Raw genomic sequence first — 17,833 nt, 5'->3', positions numbered from 1 at the left:
GTCACAACGAAAGGGAGCTCCCAATGCCGCTGTTCATGGATATTCACAACCTGCCCGAGCCGGTCGACGCCGAGCAGGCCGCCGCCGCGCACGCCGCCGATCTCGCGGCCCAGTCCGCCTACGGCGTCGACTACTGCAACTACTGGTTGGCTGCGGACGGCAAGCAGATCTTCTGCCTGGTCTCCGCGCCGGACGCCGAGACCGCCGCGCTGGTGCATCGCGAGGCGCACGGTCTGGTCGCCGACGAGATCCACGAGGTGACCGAGGGTAAGTGACCGCCGGCGGGCCGATATGCTCGGACCCGCAGTCGGTTCGCCAGGCGCGGATCAGGATCGGTGCACCCATCGTCCGCGCGCCCGGCGTCGAAACCGTACGACCCGGCGACGGGTCGGCCGGCGAGAGGGAACCCGGTGGGAATCCGGGACTGTCCCGCAGCGGTATGCAGGAACGACCGCCGTCATACGCACTGGGTGAGAATCTGGGAAGCGACGGCCACTAGGTCGGCCATCGAGGCCGGTGCCTGCGAGTCCGAAGACCTGCCGACCGTGCCGGATACGCCGTATCCGGCGGTCGGCGCCTCGTGGACCGGGCGGACGGACTCCAGGCCGCTTCGCGCTGCCCGGGTCCGCTTCGCGCGTGTGGCGGCGGCCAGTGCTTCGGACACTGGAGATCGATCCCGTGACTACCACTTCACCGTTCACCGCAACGGTTCTCGGCATTCCGCGCATCGGGCCGCGCCGGGAACTCAAGAAGGCCATCGAGTCGTACTGGGCGGGCCGCATCGACGCCGAGGCCCTGCACACCGTGGGCCGCGAACTGCGCGTCGCCCATCTGACCACGCTGGCGGCCAGCGGCCTGGATTCGGTGCCGGTCGGCACCTTCTCCTATTACGACCAGATCCTCGATGCCGCGGCCATGTTCGGTGCGCTGCCCGCGCGGGTGGCGGACATCGCCGATCCGCTCGACCGGTACTTCGCCGCCGCGCGCGGCACCGACACCGTCGAACCGCTGGAGATGACCAAGTGGTTCGACACCAATTACCACTATCTGGTGCCGGAATTGGGTCCGGACACCGCGTTCGCGCTGGACGCGCGCAAGCTGCTCGGCGAGCTGCGCGAGGCGATCGACCTCGGGGTGCCCGCGCGGCCGGTGCTGATCGGTCCCCTCACCTTCCTGAAGCTGGCCAAGGATTCCGAGGGCAATGCGCTGCGGCGCCTCGCCGAGCTGCTGCCGCTGTATCAGGAGTTGCTGCGGCTGCTGGCCGAGGCGGGCGCGCAGTGGGTGCAGATCGACGAACCGGTGCTCGTCACCGATCTCGACGAGGTCGAACTGGCGCTGGTCGAGCACGTCTACTCCGAGCTCTCCGCAGTGACCGAGCGGCCCGCGATCCTGGTCGCCACCTACTTCGGCCGTCCCGGACCGGCGCTGCCGGTGCTGGCGGCGACCGGAATCGAAGGCGTGGCACTGGATTTCGTGTACGGCACCACCGTCGAGGACGTGGTGGGCACGCCCGCCCTGTCGGGCAAGCTGGTGGTGGCGGGCGTCGTCGACGGCCGCAATGTGTGGCGCACCGACCTCGATCACGCGCTGGCCACCCTCGCGACGCTGCTGGCCGGAACCGCCACGCTGGTGGTCTCGACCTCCAGTTCGCTGCTGCACGTGCCGTATTCGCTCGACGCCGAGGCCGCTCCGGATCCGACGCTGCGCTCCTGGCTGGCGTTCGGTGCGGAGAAGGTGGCCGAGGTGGCGCTGCTGGCCACCGCGCTGCACGACGGGACCGCGGCGGTGTCGGACGAATTGGCCACCGCCCGTGCGGCTCTCGCGACCCGCGCCATCGACTCGCGGCTGCGCAACGACACCGTGCGGGCGCGGCTGTCCGCGCTCGGACCCGACGCGATCCGGCGCGCGCCGGCCGCGGATCGCCGGGTGCTGCAGCAGCAGCGGCTGCACCTGCCGCTGCTGCCGACCACCACCATCGGCTCGTACCCGCAGACGCCCGCCATCCGCAAGGACCGCGCCGCGTTCGTCAAGGGTGAGCTGACCGCCGAGCAGTACCGCGATCGGATGCGCGCCGAGGTCGCGGATGTCATTGCGCTGCAGGAGAAGCTGGGCCTCGACGTGCTGGTGCACGGCGAGCCCGAACGCAACGACATGGTGCAGTACTTCGCCGAACAGCTCGACGGCTTCTTCGCCACCGCCAACGGCTGGGTGCAGTCCTACGGCACCCGCTGCGTGCGCCCGCCGATCCTGTACGGCGATGTGGCACGGCGGCAGCCGATGACGGTGGAGTGGATCGGCTACGCGCAGTCGCTGACCGACAAGCCGGTCAAGGGCATGCTCACCGGCCCGGTCACCATTCTGGCCTGGTCGTTCGTGCGCGACGACCAGCCGATCGCCGACACCGCCCGGCAGGTGGCCCTGGCCATCCGCGAGGAGACGGTGGACCTGCAGGCCGCGGGCATCCGCATCATCCAGGTCGACGAACCGGCCCTGCGCGAACTGCTGCCGCTGCGCGCGGAAGCCGAAGCCGCATACCTGGATTGGGCGATCGAATCCTTCCGCCTGTCCACCTCGGGCGTCTCCGATGCGACCCAGATCCACACCCACCTCTGCTATTCGGAGTTCGGTGCGGTGATCGACGCCATCGCCGCCCTCGACGCCGACGTCACCTCCATCGAGGCGGCCCGCTCGCACATGGAGGTCCTCGACGACCTCAATGCCGCGGGCTTCAGCCTCGGGGTCGGCCCCGGCGTCTACGACATCCACTCTCCCCGGGTGCCGAGCACCGGCGAGATCACCGCCTCACTGCGTGAGGCGCTGCAAGCCGTTGCGGCGGAACGACTCTGGGTGAACCCGGACTGTGGTTTGAAGACCCGCGGCCCGGCCGAGGTGGAGGAATCGCTGCGCAATATGGTCGAGGCCGCCCGCGCGGTGCGCTGAGTCCGTCACCGGTCCGGCGACAGCGATCGCCGGACCGGTCGCGGCTACACCCGGGGGCGCGAGGCGATGCCGTCGCCGATAGCGCGTGCGGCGGTGGACAATTCGGTGAGGTAGCGGCGGCGTTCGGCGCGGGTGACGGCGTCGCGCAGGGGGCCGATCTGCAATTCCATCACCGCGTGCGGGCCGCCGCCGAAGACCGGGGCGCTGATGTAGCTGACGGCGAGGACGCCGTCGTGGTCGAGTTCGGCGTCGGTGTAGGCGCTGCCCGCGATGGCGGCCAGCTGGGCCAGCACCCGGCCGCGCAGTTCGGTGCTGGCGGGCTGGTCGGCGAGGTGGTTGGCGACCTCGGACAGGACCCGCACATTGGGGAGGCTGTCGGGGTCCAGCCGCCAGGCGCAGTGTCCGGTGGTGCGCAGCGTGGACAGCACGGAGCGATATTCGTCACGTCGCTCCGGGCCGCGGGTGTCGAGCCAATCCTGTTGGCGCGCGGGGCTGGCGTGCGCGATGATCGCCGCCCCGGCGGGGGCGAGCAGCGGGATGCGGGCCCCGGGCTCGATGCCGATGGTGTAGCGGTCGCGGGTGACGGCCAGGAATTCCAGGTGCTCGCCGGACACGGCGGACAGTGCCGCGCCGCAGTCGACGCGGTCGGCGAGGCGCTCCAATTCCTGGTTCAGCCAGGCGCGATCGTCCTGGGATTCGATGGCGCGGCGGCCGATGACGGCCAGCCCGGGACCGAGTTCGTAGCTCAGGTCGGGCAGCCGGTGCACCCAGCCGCGTTCGGCCAGCGCGCTGAGGATGGCCCCGGCGGTGGAGCGGTTGAGGTCGAGGGCGTCGGCGATTTCGGCGGCGGTCAGCGAACCCTGGTGGGCGGCCAGCAGTTCCACGATCGAGATGACGCGCTGGGTCGGCGGGGAGCTCTCGGGGGTCCTGGTCTTGCCAGCGGGCACGCGGGTCTCCTAGCCTGTGCGGCGATACAAATAACCGTACCGTTCAATGCGAATAGCCGCACCGGAACGAATAGTCGCATCGAGGAGCGGGCCATGGCAACCAGCGGGGCACAGGAGCCGACGGCGTCGTGATCGCGGATTTCGCCGACCACTGGCTGCTCTACTGTTCCATTCCCGTCGTCGCGGCACTGATCGGCTGGATCACCAAGATCGTGGCCGTGCAGATGCTGATGTATCCGCTCGAATTCAAGGGCATCCCACCGTGGTTGGGCTGGCAGGGCGTGATCCCGCGCTCGGCGGCGCGAATGGCGACCATCGCGGTGGACCTGATGTTCGGCAAGCTGATCGACCCGCAGGACATCATCGGCCGCATCGATGTCGCCGAACTCACCACCCGGCTGCGCGAACCCCTGGACGCGGGCGTCGACTACATGGTGCGGTCGATGATGATGCGCCATCAGCCGCGACTGTGGGTCAACATGCCCGAGTCCGCGCAGCGCGCCATCATCGAACGCGCGCAACGGGATCTGCCGCAGCTCATCGAGGACATCGTCATCGATCTGCGCACCAATATCGATCAGGTGATGGATCTGCGCGGCATGGCGATCAGCGCGCTGGTGGACGACAAGCGGCTGCTGGTGAAGCTGGTGCGCCGGGTGGGGCACCACGAACTGCGCTTCATCGTGCGCTCGGGGTTGATCTTCGGCACGGTGCTGGGCTTCGTGCAGATGATCACCTGGTCGCTCACCCACTCTTCCTGGCTCATGCCCGCTTTCGGCGGTTTCACCGGGTTGGTGACCGACTGGCTGGCGTTGCAGATGATCTTCCGGCCGATCCGCCCGATCGGTATCGGACCGTTCAAATGGCAGGGCCTGTTCCACCAGCGCCGCGAACAGGTCTGCACCGACTATGGCGATCTGATCGCCACCGAGATCCTCACGCCCGCACGGATTCTCGAGGCCGTGCTGAACGGCGAACGCGCCGACCGGCTGACGTCGCTGCTGAACCATCACGTCAGCGAGTTCCTGCAATTGCAGACCGGCCCGGCCCGGCCGCTGGTCCTGCTGGTCGCCCGCGACAGCTACACCGGCATCGAACGCGAGGCGGTCACCTTCGTGCTCGATCACATCAGGGCCGCCGCGCATTCCGGCTTCGACAGCCACGCGATCGAGGCCCTGGACGTGCGCAGCCTGGTGATCGAGAAGACCCGGCAGCTCTCCGACGACGAGTACGAGGGTTTGCTGCGCCCGGCGTTCAAACAGGACGAGTGGAAGCTCGTCGCCATCGGCGCGGTGCTCGGATTCTTGGTCGGCGAACTCCAGGTTCACCTGATTCTGGGATGAGGCCGCCGATTTCAGCAAATTTTCCGGCTACGTTTCCGGCTCGGCGTTGCGGGCCTGGTCGTACGATGGGAACTCGCGCGCCAAACCGCCCATAGCTCCGAATTCGCATGCTACGCAGCCGTGCCGGACCGGCGAAGTACCAAGCAGGGTAGAAGAAATCGCAGCGATCCTTCCGATATTGCGATGTTTGCGAAGGCAAGTCGGTACCATCCAGCACGTGCGCAAGATGTATGCGGGGGCTCGACTACGGCGGTTGCGCGAGGAACGGCGGATGACCCAGGCGGCCTTGGCCAAATCCCTGGACCTTTCGCCCAGCTACCTCAACCAGCTCGAACGCGACCAGCGTCCGCTCACCATTCCGGTGCTGCTGAAACTGAACTCGACGTTCGATCTGGATGTGCAGTTCTTCGCCGCCGACTCCGACGCGAGGCTGGTGTCGGATCTACACGAGATCCTGGTCGAGGCCGCCGGCGGCAATGCCGCCCCGGTCGCCGAGGTGGAGGACCTGGCCACCCGGATGCCGGAGGTCGCGAAAATCGTTGTGGCCATGCATCGCCGACTACGGGCGGCGACCGATCAACTGGATCTGCTGTCCTCCAAGGTGGCGACCCCCACCGGCGCGCCCGGCGTGCCCATGCCCTACGAGGACGTGCGCGACTTCTTCTACGATCACCACAATCACATCGCCCAGCTCGACCTCGCCGCCGAGCGGCTCTTCGAGGACAGTGGGCTCTCCGTCGGATCCCTGGACCGCCAGCTGGCGCGGGTCGCCGAGGAACGCGCCGGAGTCACCGTGCTGGTGCGCGGCGACGGGGCCGATCCGAACATTCCCAAGCGCCACTACGAACCCGAGACCCGCACGCTGACCCTGGCGCGGCGGCTGCGGCCCGGGCAGCGCGCCTTCCAGATCGCCACCACCCTCGCCTTCCTGTTGCACGGCAGTCTGCTCGACGAGGTGCTCGACGAAACCCCCTCGCTCACCGGCGAATCCCGCACGCTGGCCCGGATCGGGCTGGCCAACTATTTCGCGGGCGCGCTGGTGCTGCCCTACAGCAAGTTCCTGCGCTCGGCCGAGGAGCTGCACTACGACATCGATCTGCTGAGCCTGCGCTTCGAGGTCGGGTTCGAGACGGTGTGCCATCGCCTGAGCACGCTGCAGCGGCAGGGACAGCGCGGGGTGCCGTTCTTCCTGATCCGGACCGACCGCGCGGGAAACATCTCGAAACGCCAGTCCGCCACCGCCTTCCATTTCTCCCGGGTCGGCGGCAGCTGCCCGCTGTGGGTGGTGCACGAGGCGTTCAACCATCCCGGGCGGATGCTCACCCAGGTGGCCGCCATGCCCGACGGCCGCCGGTATCTGTGGGTGGCCCGCACCACCACGCCCACCCCGACCGGATTCGGTTCCGCCGGTAAGGATTTCGCGATCGGACTGGGCTGCGACATCGAATACGCCGACCGGCTGGTCTATTCGCGGGGCCTGGAACTCGAGGAGGCCGCCGCCGCGGTGCCGATCGGTGCGGGCTGCAAGGTGTGTGAGCGCCCCAACTGCGCCCAGCGCGCCTTCCCGCAGATCGGCAGGCCGCTGGCCATCAGCGAGAACACCAGCGGCGATCTGCCCTATCCGCGCATGCCCCACTGACCCTTTTCCGCTTCCCCCCGTCTGCCGCGCGCCGTGTTCCACGGCCGCGGCAGACGGCTTTTCGCCTGCCCCGCACAGCTCGCGCGGGGCAGCGGATCTCGGCGCGCGCCTTGCCATTCGAACCAACCATTTCGAATACCCCAGCAAACTCAGCAAACAAATACCGAATGGTATTTTAGACCACTTAGTATTATTCCTGGCTAACCTCGAAAAACCTTGCGGCAACCGAGTTAATCCGGCGTTTGCCGGACATCACAGGCGCGAGATGTGTAGCGTCTGGAATTGCTCGGACACTCTCCAGAACAGGCGTTGGCGCGGTGATCGGAATAGACGGATGTCTCAAACTCATCATGGACATTCCGGGCGCACGCAGCGTAACCCTGGTAGACGGGGCGAGCGGCCTGGCGATCGCCGCGGCGGGGCGGCACGATCTGGTGGACCAGCATGAAGACGCCGCTGCCGCAACGGATGTGGTCAGGGCGGTGCTGACCTGCCCGGCGCTGGCCACCGGCCACGCCGACGACGACGTCACCGAGATCATCGTCTGCGGCACCCGGGGATATCACCTGCTGAATTTGATCGACGGTGATTTCGAGGGACGCCTTTTCGTGCACGTGCTCTTCGATGACGACACCGGTAATCTCGCCATGGCCAGATACCAGTTGCGATCAATTCTCGCCGAATTTGCCGAGGACGATCATGGACAGTGAACTAGTGATCGAACTGCGGCGTCTGGAACAGCAGCGAAGCACCGGCGTACTGTCGGCAGGCGACGGCGCGTTCCACCTCGTCGAGGGTGCGATCACCGCAGCAGAATGCGAGCGAACCACCGGACTCGACCGGCTGGTGGTGGCATCCGGCACCGCGACCGCCGAACAATGGCGACGCGCGCGCACCGGCGGCCTGGACGGACTGCTGGAAAGGCCGCGGCTGGAAACCCTTTCGCTGCTGTCGGTCTTCGACGCCGCCTACTTCCTGCTCTCCGCACCCGCGGCCCGGCCCGAATTCCGTTCCGGCCCACCGCATTGGCTCGCGCGCGCCTGCCGCATCACCCCCGGCGCGCTGCTGCACGAATGCGCCCGCCGCGAATCACCCGACAGTGAATCCTGGCCGGTCGATCTCGTCGACACCGCGACCGTGGTCCCGGTGCGTCGGGTGCGCCGCCGCCGGGTGGTGCTCACCGGCGGCCAGGCCGAGGTGCTCGCCGCGATCGACTCCCGGCGCACCATCACCGAACTCGCCACCGAACTGGGCCGCACCACCTACGGCTGCCTGCTGGCCGTGCGTGAACTCACCGCGGCCGGACTCGTCGAACCTCCGTCCATGGTCGTGCAGGCCGCGCCGCCGCCGGGTGGTCCGCCGCCCGCCCGGCACCGCGCCGAGCCGAGCGACCGGTCCGAGGAATCGACCGTGATCTCCACCGCCACAGACGAATCCATGCCACCACTGCGACGCCGGGTGCGCCGGGCCGCGGCGGTCGCCGTCCCCGACCGCTGGGAGCCCCCCGACCGTGACGTGCTGGTCCGCCTACGCGCGGCGCTGGAGGAGCTGACATGACGGCACCGGACCGGACGGCACGGAACACACCGCACGGCGAACTGATCAGGAGGCGGCCTTGGAGAAGCTCGCGTGACCGCGCGCAAGAGGCGGCTCGGTGAATTGATAGGAAGAAGGTTGACCAAAGTGGCGATGTCCGGGCCCGAACCCAACGGGAAGGTACTGACGGAGCTCAGGGGGCTGCGCGACCGAATCCCGCAGCTCACAGGAACTCTCGTGGCGTCCACCGACGGACTGCTCATCGCACACGATCTTCCCGCGCACATCGAGCCCGCGGGCATGGCGGCACTGACCGCCGCACAGCTCTCGCTCTCCCACCGGCTCGCGGCCACCGCTCACGGCGGCGGCTTCCACGAGGTGGTGGTGCACGGCGAGGGAGGCGACGTGGTGATCTACGCGGTCGGCTGGACCGCATCGCTCACCGTGCTCGCCGGACCCGGCACCAATGTCGGGCGGGTGCATCTGGAATCGCGGCCCGCGGCCCGCGCCATCGCCGATCACCTCGCGGCGATGACCGGTGAGGCGGACCCGGCCCAGAGTTCCCACTCGAAGTGATAACACCGATTGAAAGGAAACCCATGTCCAACATGGATATCGCGCTGAAGGACATGATGGTGATCGACGGCGCCATCGGCGCCGCCGTCGTCGACTACAACAGCGGCATGGCCCTCGGCATGCTCGGCAGCTCCAAGGCGCTCGACCTGCAGGTCGCCGCCGCCGGAAACACCGAGGTGGTGCGCGCCAAGATGCGCACCATGGAACAGCTGGGCCTCAATGACCAGATCGAGGACATCCTCATCACGCTCAACGGGCAGTACCACATCATCCGTCCCATGACCGGGAGGAAGTCCAAAGGGCTGTTCCTCTATCTCGCGCTGGACCGCAATCGCGCCAACCTGGCGATGGCCCGGCACCGGCTCAAGGGCATCGAAGAAGACCTCGAGGTCTAGCCGTCGCGGTGTCTCGCCCGTACTACCGTGCGGGCGTGGACATCCCACGCCTCCTCTCACCCCGCCGGAGACTGCGAGGTTCGGTTCTGAATCCTCATTCCGAGTCACCAGTTTGCGATGCATAGCCGGGACGCCCCGTGCGCCGACGGAGTATCGTGAGTGCACTTCCCTGATCGCACACCAGCCGATACCCGACATCGCCGTCCGGCATCGCGGGCCACCCGGCTGATCCTGTCGTGTTCAGCGTGCGGCCCGACTCCGAGAGGATGAAAGGACCCGAGAATGATCACGAAGGCGGATCTGCCGGAGGGGGTACGGCTTCGGATGCGAATGTCCGAGCGCCCCCACGGCGGCAGCGTCGAGATCGGGTACTGGCCGGGCCGCGGCGTCGTTGTCGCGCACAGCAAAGAGGGCAGCAACGGGGCGGTCCTGCTGTTCACCGTCCGGGAGTGGGAGGAGTTCATCAAGAATCTCCCCACCGGCGAATTCCCCAGCGGCGAGTTCCCCGCGGCCGGGTAGCCGCGGTCAGGACTTCGCCAGATACTCCAATCGCTCACCGTCCACGGCGGCTCGCATCATGCCCGCGAGCCCCGGATGGTTGGTGAGCCCCGGATCCGACTCCACCACTTCGCGCGCCAATTGCTGTGCGGCGGTGATGACTTCGAGATCGTCGAGCAGCGACAGCAGCCGCAGACTGCGGGCGGTGCCGGACTGGGCCGAACCCAGCACATCGCCCTCGCGGCGCTGCCGCAGATCCAGCACGGCGAGCTCGAAACCGTCATTGGTGGCCGCGACCGCTTCCAGCCGGGCCATCGCCGTCCCGACCGGATTGGTCTCGGTGATGAGCAGGCACAGCCCGGCGTGCTTACCGCGGCCCACCCGGCCGCGCAGCTGATGCAGCTGGCTGACGCCGAACCGATCCGCGTCCACGATGGCCATCACCGTCGCGTTCGGCACGTCGACGCCGACCTCGACCACGGTGGTGCACACCAGCACATCGATCTCGGCGTCGTTGAAGGCCCGCATGACGCGGTCCTTCTCATCGGCGGGTAGGCGGCCGTGCAGCAGCCCCACCCGCAGATCCTTCAGCGCGCCCGCGCTCAGCGATTCGAACATGTCCATGGCCGAGTGCGTGGTCGGCCCTTCCTTGTCGACGTCGGCTTTCGCTTTACGCCCCTTGCCTTTTCCGTTCTCTTCCTCGTCGCCGATGCGCGAGCACACCACGTATGCCTGCCGCCCCTGCGAGACCTCCTCGTGGATGCGCTCCCAGGCGCGATCCACCCAGGCCGGTTTCACCTTGGCGGGCACCACCTTCGAGGTGATCGGCGAGCGGCCGCGCGGTAGCTGGGTCAGCACCGAGGTCTCCAGATCGCCGAGCGTGGTCATGGCGATGGTGCGCGGAATCGGGGTCGCCGTCATCACCAGCAAATGCGGGCTGAAACCCTCTTTGGCCTTGGCCCGCAGCGCATCTCGCTGCTCCACACCGAAACGGTGCTGCTCGTCGACCACCACCATGCCGAGATCGAAGAACTCGACGTTGTCCTGGATCAACGCGTGGGTGCCGATCACCAGACCGGCCTCACCGGTGACGGCGTCCAGCAGCGCGGCCCGCTTCTGGCCGACCGACATGGACCCGGTCACCAGCACCACCTTGGTGGCCTGCTCCGCCGCACCCAGCTCCCCGGCCTCGCCGAGATCGCCGAGCATCTTGCGCAGCGACCGATAGTGCTGTGCGGCAAGGACTTCCGTGGGCGCGAGCAGGGCGCACTGCTGACCGTGGTCGATCACCTGCAGCATGGCGTGCAGGGCCACGATGGTCTTGCCCGAACCCACCTCGCCCTGCAGCAGCCGGTGCATGGGGTGGGTGCGCGACAGGTCCGCGGAGATCTCGTCGATCACCGCGAGCTGACCCTCGGTCAGTTCGAAGGGCAGGCGCTTCTCGAACGCGGCGGCGATGCCGCCGGGACGCGGCGGGCAGGCGGCGGCCTTGCGGCCCTCGGTCTGATGACGGCGCTCGGCCAGCACCAGCTGCAGCGCCATCGCCTCGTCGAAACGCAAACGGCCCCTTGCGGCTTCGATATCGGCCTTGCTGTCCGGCAGGTGGATCAGTCGCAGCGCGTCCGACACCGGCAGCAGGTCATGCTCGGTGCGCAGCTGCTCGGGCAGCGGGTCGTCGATGGGGTCGAGCTGATCGAGCACCTGGCGGATACAGCGCAGCAGATCCCAGCTCTGCACCTTCGCCGTCGACGGATAGACCGGGATGAACTCGCGCTCGAAGAACGAGACATCCACGCCGCCGGCGCCTTTCGCGCTCTGCGCCAGACCGCGCAGCGCACCGCCGCCGCGCACGCTGGTGAGGTTCTCGATGGTGCCCTCTTCCTTGTCGGGCAGGATCAGATAATCGGGGTGCGAGAGGTTCCAGCGGTCGGGCCGCCACCAGTGCACGGTGCCCGACATCATCGCGCGCGCACCCTCTTTCACCAGGTAGCGCACCTTGTCGCCATTGAAGAAGGTGATCTCCACCGGGCGGGCGTCACCGGTGTCGAGGTTCACCTTGAGCAGGCTGCCACGCCGATTCTTCATGGGCCGCAAGTCGGTCTTGGTGACCCGGCCGATCACCGTGATGTGCTGCCCCTCCTCGGGAGCCTCCTCGGTGAGCGCCTGGCCCTGGGTGGCGTAGCGCGACGGATAGTGCCGCAGCAGATCCTCGACACTGTGCATGTCGAAGTGCTCCTGCAACTGTTCGGCCGCCTTCACGCCGAGCACATGGTCGAGCCGATCAGCCAGCGTCGCCATCTATTCCACCCCGATCTGCACCAGATCACCGGCCTGCCCGCCGGGATACACCGCCACTTCCACACCGGGGAACCCGGCCGCCACGTGCGCGGCCAGTTCCGCCGCGAGCCGCTCGGGCGCATCGGCCCCGACCAGCATGGTCACCAATTCGCCACCGAGGCCGAGCATGCGGTCCAGCAGGATGCGCCCGGTCGTCCGGATATCGGGGTCGATCACCACCACGTCGTGCCCGACCAGGCCCAGCCCGTCCCCGGACTCGCACATCCCGACCATGGTCAGCGCCCGCTCCGGCGCGATACGTAAAGCGCCCCAACGGGTTCCGGCCGCCGCCTCCGACATGGCGAAGGCGTCGTCCACCGCGATCCGGCCGCCGTCGTGCATGGCCAGCGCCGCCAGCCCCTGCACCATGGACCCACACGGCAGCATCAGCACTTCGCGCTGCCCGTCGCGCGCGGCCACGCTCACCGCGACCAGCTCGTGCGCGGGCAGCGCACCGTTCGGCAGCACCATCACCTCCCGGTGCGGCAGTGCGCGAATCGCGTCCAGCAAAACTTCGGAGGTCACTTCGCCCTGTATTACGGAAGCCCCCGCGTCCTCGAACAGCCGCACCGCACCGGCACCCGAGGCCACCGCGAGAATCGCGCGCCTGCTCACCGCGCCCGCCGCGTGCCCGGACACCGCGAGGGTCTCGACCCGGATGCCGCGCAACCTGCCCGCCTCGATCCCGGCCTCTACCGCGGCTCCCGCATCGGCACAGTGCACATGAGCCGACCACATCCCGGCCCCGTCGCCGACCACGACGACCGAATCCCCCAGCGCCCCCAGCTGATCCCGGAGCAGCCGGACCCGGTCCTCGTCGCTCTCGTGCACCAGGAACATCACCTCGTACTGCGGCAACGCGATCCCCGACCCACCGTCGACGACCGCGGCGGCACCCGAGACATCCAGCGAATTGCCTTGCCCCCCAGTAATATCCGACAATCCACCCGGATGCGCAGTCCCGACGGGCGCACCCGCCCACGCGCCACGGTGACTGACCGAACCCTCCGGCAGCCGCCGGCCCGCCCCCGGCGTGAAACCGGCGTCCGTGCTCGAACCGGGTCGCGGAGTGACGCGCTGATCCTGCACGCCACGGCGGTACACCGGCCGGGCCGCGACGCGACCACCGGAGACCGCGACCAATTCGTCCAGCAGCACCAGTAATCCGCGCGCCCCGGCATCCACCACACCGGCCTCGCGTAAAACCCCCAGCTGCGCGGGAGTCTCCCCCAGTGCCTTGGCCGCCCCGTCCGCGGCGGCCGAGGCCACCGCCGCGAGTTCGTGGTCCGAGCATTCGGCGGCGCGCTCGGCCGAGCGATCCAGCACGGTGAGCATGGTCCCCTCGACCGGCGAACTCAGTGCCTCGCGCACCAACCGCGCCGCCTGTCGGAGTGCGACCCGCAACGCCTGCTCGGTCAACGGGCCGTCGGTCACCGCGTCGGCCATCCCCCGCAGTACCTGCGACAGGATGATCCCGGAATTCCCGCGCGCCCCGGCGGTCGCCGCCCGGGCCATGGCAGCCATCACCCCGTGCGCCTCGTCCCCGGCCGCCGCGTCCGCACCGCGCACCGCGGCGCGCATGGTCGCCAGCAGGTTGGTCCCGGTGTCGGAGTCCGCGACCGGGAAGACATTGAGGGCGTTGATCTCGTCGCGGTGGCGTTGCAGCGCGTCCAGGGCCCGATGACCCCAGCGCAGCAGGCCAGTACCGTCGAGCGCGTCCGCTACCCCGGGCACCGTCACCGTCCTTCCGCACACTTCGTGTTCGTCCGAAACCCCTCGCGCCAGCCTAGTCGCGAACCCCGACATCCCGCCGTCACCTGCTGTTCGTACCCGCTGGCCGGTAGCTGGGAGGGGGGCAATTGGACACGTCGGGGCGGGATTGGCTAGTCTGGTCCGGTTGCCTCACGCGGGCACGGTCCTGCTCGTTCAGGTATCGGAACGCGTACATCGGCCCTCCGGGCCGGTAGGTAAGTCCACAGACACTGGTTTTCGGACACGCTGTGCGCTGCGCAGTGGGTCCCATCATGACATGAAGGAGTACGCGACTATGGCTGCCGTCTGCGACGTTTGCGCCAAGGGCCCCGGCTTCGGTAAGTCGGTTTCGCACTCGCACCGGCGCACCAACCGTCGCTGGAACCCGAACATCCAGACCGTGCGCGCACAGGTCTCCCCGGGTAACACCCGCCGGATGAACGTGTGCACCTCCTGCCTGAAGGCCGGCAAGGTCGCCCGCGGTTAATTCACTTTTCGGCTCGAGCCCCGGCACCCATCATGGGTCAGCCGGGGCTTTTGCTTTCCCCGGAGATATCGGAGTTCAGCATGGGTGAGTGGCGTGTGGTTCCGCTGACTGCCGAATACGTGCGCGGTATGTCCAAATGCCATATCAACTGCTGGCGCGAGTCGTATCGGGGATTGGTGCCGCAGCATGTGCTCGACGCCTTCGACGTGGACCGTCGAGTGCGGAGTTGGGAACGCATTCGCGTCGACTATCCGGGGCAGATCGTGGTCGCCGTCATGGACGACACGGTCATCGGATTCGCGAGCAGTGGTCCCGATCGGGACGAATCACCGGCCGCGGCATATGAACTCAGCGCGATGTACGTGCGCGCGGCCCACCACGGAACCGGCGTCGCCGCCGACCTGATGGACGCCGTGCTCCCCGCGGACGGCGCCACCGCGCTGTGGGTCTTCGAGGAAAACCCGCGCGCCCAGGCCTTCTATCGGAAGTACGGCTTCGAGCTCGACGGGGAACGCCGAGTCGAAGCCTTCACTCCCGCATGGCAAGTGCGGATGTTGCGGCGGGCCTAGTTGGCCCCGTTGAGGCAATCCACCTGCTGGCTGATCGACTGCACCACGCACGCCAGGCGCGAGGTGACATTCGACGACAGGCCGCTGACGCTGTTGGTGTCGAACAGGCTGCCGACGGGCGCGGCCTCGGGGGTCGTGGACACGGGGGCAGCCGGCTCGAGAGTCAGCGGCTCGGCGTTGGCAACGGCCGGGGCGGTGGCGAGGGCCGCACCGGCGGCCAGCGCTACGAAAACACCACGGGCAGTCTTCTTCTGCATGTACAGGCTCCTGAATCAGGTCAACGGATTACGCGCTACGGCAGACGCCAGTCCACCGGCGCGGCCCCCAGGGTACCCAGCAATTCGTTGGTTCGGGAGAAAGGCCGCGATCCGAAGAACCCGCGCGAAGCCGACAACGGTGAGGGATGGGCGGATTCGATGCTCGGCGTCGCGCCCAGCATCGGCTTGAGCGTCGAGGCGTCCTTGCCCCACAGGATCGCCACCATCGGCTGCTCGCGGGCGACCAGCGCGCGAATCGCCTGCTCGGTCACCGCTTCCCAGCCCTTGCCGCGATGCGAAGCCGGTTGTCCGGGCTGCACGGTGAGCACCCGGTTCAGCATCAGCACACCCTGATCCGACCACGGCGACAGATCGCCGTTGGACGGTGTCGGGAAGCCGAGATCCTTGGTGTACTCGGAGAAGATATTCGACAGACTGCGCGGCACCGGCGAAACATCCGGGGCCACCGAGAAACTCAGGCCCATGGCGTGTCCCGGCGTCGGGTAGGGATCCTGGCCGACAATGAGCACCCGCACCTTGTCGAACGGACGCTGGAAGGCGCGCAGCACATTGTCTCCCTTGGGGAGATAGCCACGCCCTTCATTGTTTTCGGTTCGCAGGAATTCGCCCATCTCGGCGATTCGGTCGGTCACCGGCTCGAGGGCCTCGGCCCAGCCCGTATCGATGACTTCCGACAGTGGTTTCGCACCCATGTCGGGAGAACTTATCGGGTCGTGTTTCATCGCGAAACCGCGCCCACCTATGCGAAGGATTCCCAACCGCGCGGTCCGATTCGGGTGCTGCCGTCGACGGTCACGCCCGACCCGGCGTGCACGCGGCCGATGACCACCCAGCCTTCGGGCAAATCGCCCGAATCGCTGAAGGTTCCGGCGAAGGCGTGGTCCTCGCCACCAGCCAGAATCCAATCCAGGGGGCTGACCCCCAGGGCCGCGCCCACCGGTTCCAGGGCCGGATCGTGCAGCGCCGCGGCGTCGAGATCAATGGCCACGCCGGAGGATTCGGCGATATGCCCGAGATCGTCGAGCAGCCCGTCGGACACATCGGTGAGCGCGGTGACCCGCACCGTCTCCGGCAACTCCAGCACCGCCTCGTACGGCGGCTGCGGAACCCGGTGGGTGGCAACGATATCCGCGAACTTCTCCAGATCGCCGCCGGCCGCGAGCACCGCCAGCCCCGCACCCGACCAGCCCAGCCGACCCGCCACCGCCACCACGTCACCGGGACGCGCACCGGACTTGCGGATCGGCGCGCGGCGCGGATCACCGAAGGCCGTCACCGACACGATCAGCACCGGACTGCGCACCATATCGCCGCCCGCGATGGAGGCCCCGGCGCGACCGGCCTCGGCCCACATGCCGTCGGCCAGCGCGCGCACGAACTCCACCGGGGTGTCCGACGGGCAACCCAGACCCACCACGAACGCGCTCGGCACCGCGCCCATGGCCACCACGTCGGCGGCGTTCTGCGCGATCGCCTTGCGCCCGATGTCCTGCGCGCTCGACCAGTCCAACCGGAAATGCCTGTCCTGCACCAGCATGTCGGTGGTCACCACGAACCGGCCCTCCGGCGCGGCCACCACCGCGGCATCGTCACCCGGGCCCAGCAGCACGCCCGGCGACTGGGTGCGGCCCGCGTTCACCAGCGCGATGAGCCCGAACTCGCCGAGCTCACCCACGGTCTGCGACCCACTGCTGGCGGTGATGGCGGTCTCCTTCGAGGTGAGTGTGATGCGGACGGCTGACCTGACGACGGTACCCTCGTATCCGCAATCGACGACCAGCAGCCGGGACCCGCCGCCCGGCACGGCACGATCGGGGATCGACGACCGGATGAGCAACGACACCCACGGCAGCAACCCGACCACCACGCGGCCGGACGAGACCGACACCGAGGCCACCGCGGCTCCGACCACGGACGACGCGGCGCAGGCCGCGGACACCGCACCCGGGTCGGATACCGCACCGGCCGAGGACTACACGGTCCGCCGCTCACCGGCGCTGATCGCGACCGCGGTCGCGCTGCCGGTCGCGCTGGTCGTCGGAATTCTGGTGATGGGCGTGCTCGCCAACCGGCATCACAGCCGCGACGCCCTCGCGCTGGGCTCGGTGCCCGCGCCCACCGCGACCGGACCGCAGTGCACCGCACTGCAACCCGAACTGCCCGCCACGATCGGCGATTACACGACCTCGGATCTGGTCGCGCCCGCACCGACCGCCACCAAGGCTTGGCAGCTGCCCGACGGCGGCGACCCCATCGTGGTGCGCTGCGGACTGGACCGGCCGCTGGAATTCACCAAGGCCTCACCGCTGCAGGTGGTCAACGGGGTCAACTGGTTCGAGGTCCGCGACCAGACCACCGGCGTCACCTCCGGCACCTGGTACGCGGTGGATCGCGGCACCTACATCGCGATGACCATGCCCGACAACGCGGGACCGACTCCGCTGCAAGAGGTTTCGGACGCGATCAGCAAGGCGATCCCGCAGCAGCCGCTCGACCCGGGCCCGATCCCGAACTGACAGATATATCTTGCGGGGCG

The 17,833-nt window shown here is 68.4% G+C and carries 18 protein-coding genes and 1 riboswitch; of the genes, 12 read left to right on the top strand and 6 right to left on the bottom strand.

From position 1 onward, the window contains the following. The first annotated feature begins 23 nt into the window (after positions 1 to 23). Positions 24 to 275 carry a nickel-binding protein gene (locus OG300_RS02045; RefSeq protein WP_405491519.1) on the top strand — a complete coding sequence of 84 codons (252 nt, stop codon included), beginning with the start codon at positions 24 to 26 and terminating at the stop codon, positions 273 to 275. Positions 276 to 367: 92 nt separating this feature from the next. Then, positions 368 to 559, top strand: a riboswitch (cobalamin riboswitch). 119 nt (positions 560 to 678) lie between these two features. Further along, positions 679 to 2,940, top strand: a complete 2,262-nt coding sequence (gene metE / locus OG300_RS02040) for a 5-methyltetrahydropteroyltriglutamate--homocysteine S-methyltransferase (RefSeq protein ID WP_405491517.1) — start codon at positions 679 to 681, stop codon at positions 2,938 to 2,940. A gap of 44 nt (positions 2,941 to 2,984) precedes the next feature. Here the strand turns inward: metE and OG300_RS02035 are convergent, their stop codons facing one another. Next, entirely contained in the window at positions 2,985 to 3,887 is a 903-nt protein-coding gene (locus OG300_RS02035) for an IclR family transcriptional regulator (protein WP_405491515.1), read from the bottom strand. A gap of 128 nt (positions 3,888 to 4,015) precedes the next feature. Between OG300_RS02035 and OG300_RS02030 the strand changes: the two genes are divergently transcribed. From OG300_RS02030 to OG300_RS02000, 7 genes are all read left to right on the top strand, one after another. Then, positions 4,016 to 5,230 carry a DUF445 family protein gene (locus OG300_RS02030; RefSeq protein WP_405491513.1) on the top strand — a complete coding sequence of 405 codons (1,215 nt, stop codon included), beginning with the start codon at positions 4,016 to 4,018 and terminating at the stop codon, positions 5,228 to 5,230. Between the two features lie 217 nt (positions 5,231 to 5,447). Further along, a complete protein-coding gene (locus tag OG300_RS02025) occupies positions 5,448 to 6,869 on the top strand; it encodes a short-chain fatty acyl-CoA regulator family protein (protein ID WP_405491511.1) in 1,422 nt (473 codons plus the stop codon). 350 nt (positions 6,870 to 7,219) lie between these two features. Then, a complete protein-coding gene (locus OG300_RS02020) occupies positions 7,220 to 7,579 on the top strand; it encodes a hypothetical protein (protein WP_405491509.1) in 360 nt (119 codons plus the stop codon). Further along, positions 7,569 to 8,426: a hypothetical protein gene (locus OG300_RS02015; protein WP_405491507.1), complete on the top strand. Its 858-nt coding sequence runs from the start codon at positions 7,569 to 7,571 to the stop codon at positions 8,424 to 8,426. Before OG300_RS02020 ends, OG300_RS02015 begins: the two co-directional genes overlap by 11 nt. Before the next feature lie 132 nt (positions 8,427 to 8,558). Next, positions 8,559 to 8,981 carry a roadblock/LC7 domain-containing protein gene (locus OG300_RS02010; protein ID WP_405498878.1) on the top strand — a complete coding sequence of 141 codons (423 nt, stop codon included), beginning with the start codon at positions 8,559 to 8,561 and terminating at the stop codon, positions 8,979 to 8,981. Positions 8,982 to 9,004: 23 nt separating this feature from the next. Beyond that, positions 9,005 to 9,376, top strand: a complete 372-nt coding sequence (locus OG300_RS02005; protein ID WP_405491505.1) for a hypothetical protein — start codon at positions 9,005 to 9,007, stop codon at positions 9,374 to 9,376. Positions 9,377 to 9,658: 282 nt separating this feature from the next. Continuing rightward, the gene (locus OG300_RS02000) at positions 9,659 to 9,895 is read left to right on the top strand and encodes a hypothetical protein (RefSeq protein ID WP_405491503.1); all 237 of its coding nucleotides are present in this window, start codon (positions 9,659 to 9,661) and stop codon (positions 9,893 to 9,895) included. Positions 9,896 to 9,901: 6 nt separating this feature from the next. On the opposite strand, the gene recG is transcribed toward OG300_RS02000, so the two are convergent. Together recG and OG300_RS01990 are read right to left on the bottom strand one after the other, a co-directional pair. Continuing rightward, positions 9,902 to 12,172 (bottom strand): ATP-dependent DNA helicase RecG, encoded by a 2,271-nt coding sequence (recG, locus tag OG300_RS01995; RefSeq protein ID WP_405491501.1) that lies wholly within the window; start codon positions 12,170 to 12,172, stop codon positions 9,902 to 9,904. Then, positions 12,173 to 14,017, bottom strand: a complete 1,845-nt coding sequence (locus tag OG300_RS01990; RefSeq protein ID WP_405491499.1) for a DAK2 domain-containing protein — start codon at positions 14,015 to 14,017, stop codon at positions 12,173 to 12,175. It abuts the gene before it with no gap. Between the two features lie 241 nt (positions 14,018 to 14,258). Here OG300_RS01990 and rpmB point away from each other — a divergent pair, with 241 nt between their 5' ends. Both rpmB and OG300_RS01980 read left to right on the top strand, forming a co-directional pair. Next, positions 14,259 to 14,450 carry a 50S ribosomal protein L28 gene (gene rpmB / locus OG300_RS01985; RefSeq protein WP_405491497.1) on the top strand — a complete coding sequence of 64 codons (192 nt, stop codon included), beginning with the start codon at positions 14,259 to 14,261 and terminating at the stop codon, positions 14,448 to 14,450. Between the two features lie 80 nt (positions 14,451 to 14,530). Further along, positions 14,531 to 15,019 (top strand): GNAT family N-acetyltransferase, encoded by a 489-nt coding sequence (locus tag OG300_RS01980; RefSeq protein ID WP_405491495.1) that lies wholly within the window; start codon positions 14,531 to 14,533, stop codon positions 15,017 to 15,019. Here the strand turns inward: OG300_RS01980 and OG300_RS01975 are convergent. Genes OG300_RS01975 through OG300_RS01965 form a run of 3 tightly spaced genes read right to left on the bottom strand, consistent with a single transcriptional unit; the run spans position 15,016 to position 16,999 of the window. Further along, positions 15,016 to 15,276, bottom strand: coding sequence for a hypothetical protein (locus OG300_RS01975; protein ID WP_405491493.1), 261 nt, complete (start codon positions 15,274 to 15,276; stop codon positions 15,016 to 15,018). The genes OG300_RS01980 and OG300_RS01975 overlap by 4 nt on opposite strands. A gap of 35 nt (positions 15,277 to 15,311) precedes the next feature. Next, entirely contained in the window at positions 15,312 to 15,989 is a 678-nt protein-coding gene (locus OG300_RS01970; protein WP_405491491.1) for a uracil-DNA glycosylase, read from the bottom strand. A gap of 47 nt (positions 15,990 to 16,036) precedes the next feature. Beyond that, complete coding sequence (locus OG300_RS01965; protein WP_405498877.1) at positions 16,037 to 16,999, bottom strand: thiamine-phosphate kinase; 963 nt, start codon at positions 16,997 to 16,999, stop codon at positions 16,037 to 16,039. A gap of 127 nt (positions 17,000 to 17,126) precedes the next feature. Here OG300_RS01965 and OG300_RS01960 point away from each other — a divergent pair, with 127 nt between their 5' ends. Beyond that, positions 17,127 to 17,813 carry a DUF3515 domain-containing protein gene (locus OG300_RS01960; RefSeq protein WP_405491489.1) on the top strand — a complete coding sequence of 229 codons (687 nt, stop codon included), beginning with the start codon at positions 17,127 to 17,129 and terminating at the stop codon, positions 17,811 to 17,813. Positions 17,814 to 17,833 lie beyond the last annotated feature (20 nt).

Source organism: Nocardia sp. NBC_00511 (genome assembly GCF_045161165.1).
Taxonomy (GTDB): domain Bacteria; phylum Actinomycetota; class Actinomycetes; order Mycobacteriales; family Mycobacteriaceae; genus Nocardia.
The sequence above is the reverse complement of the archived record's forward strand: the minus strand, read 5'-3'. Positions and strand labels throughout refer to the sequence as shown.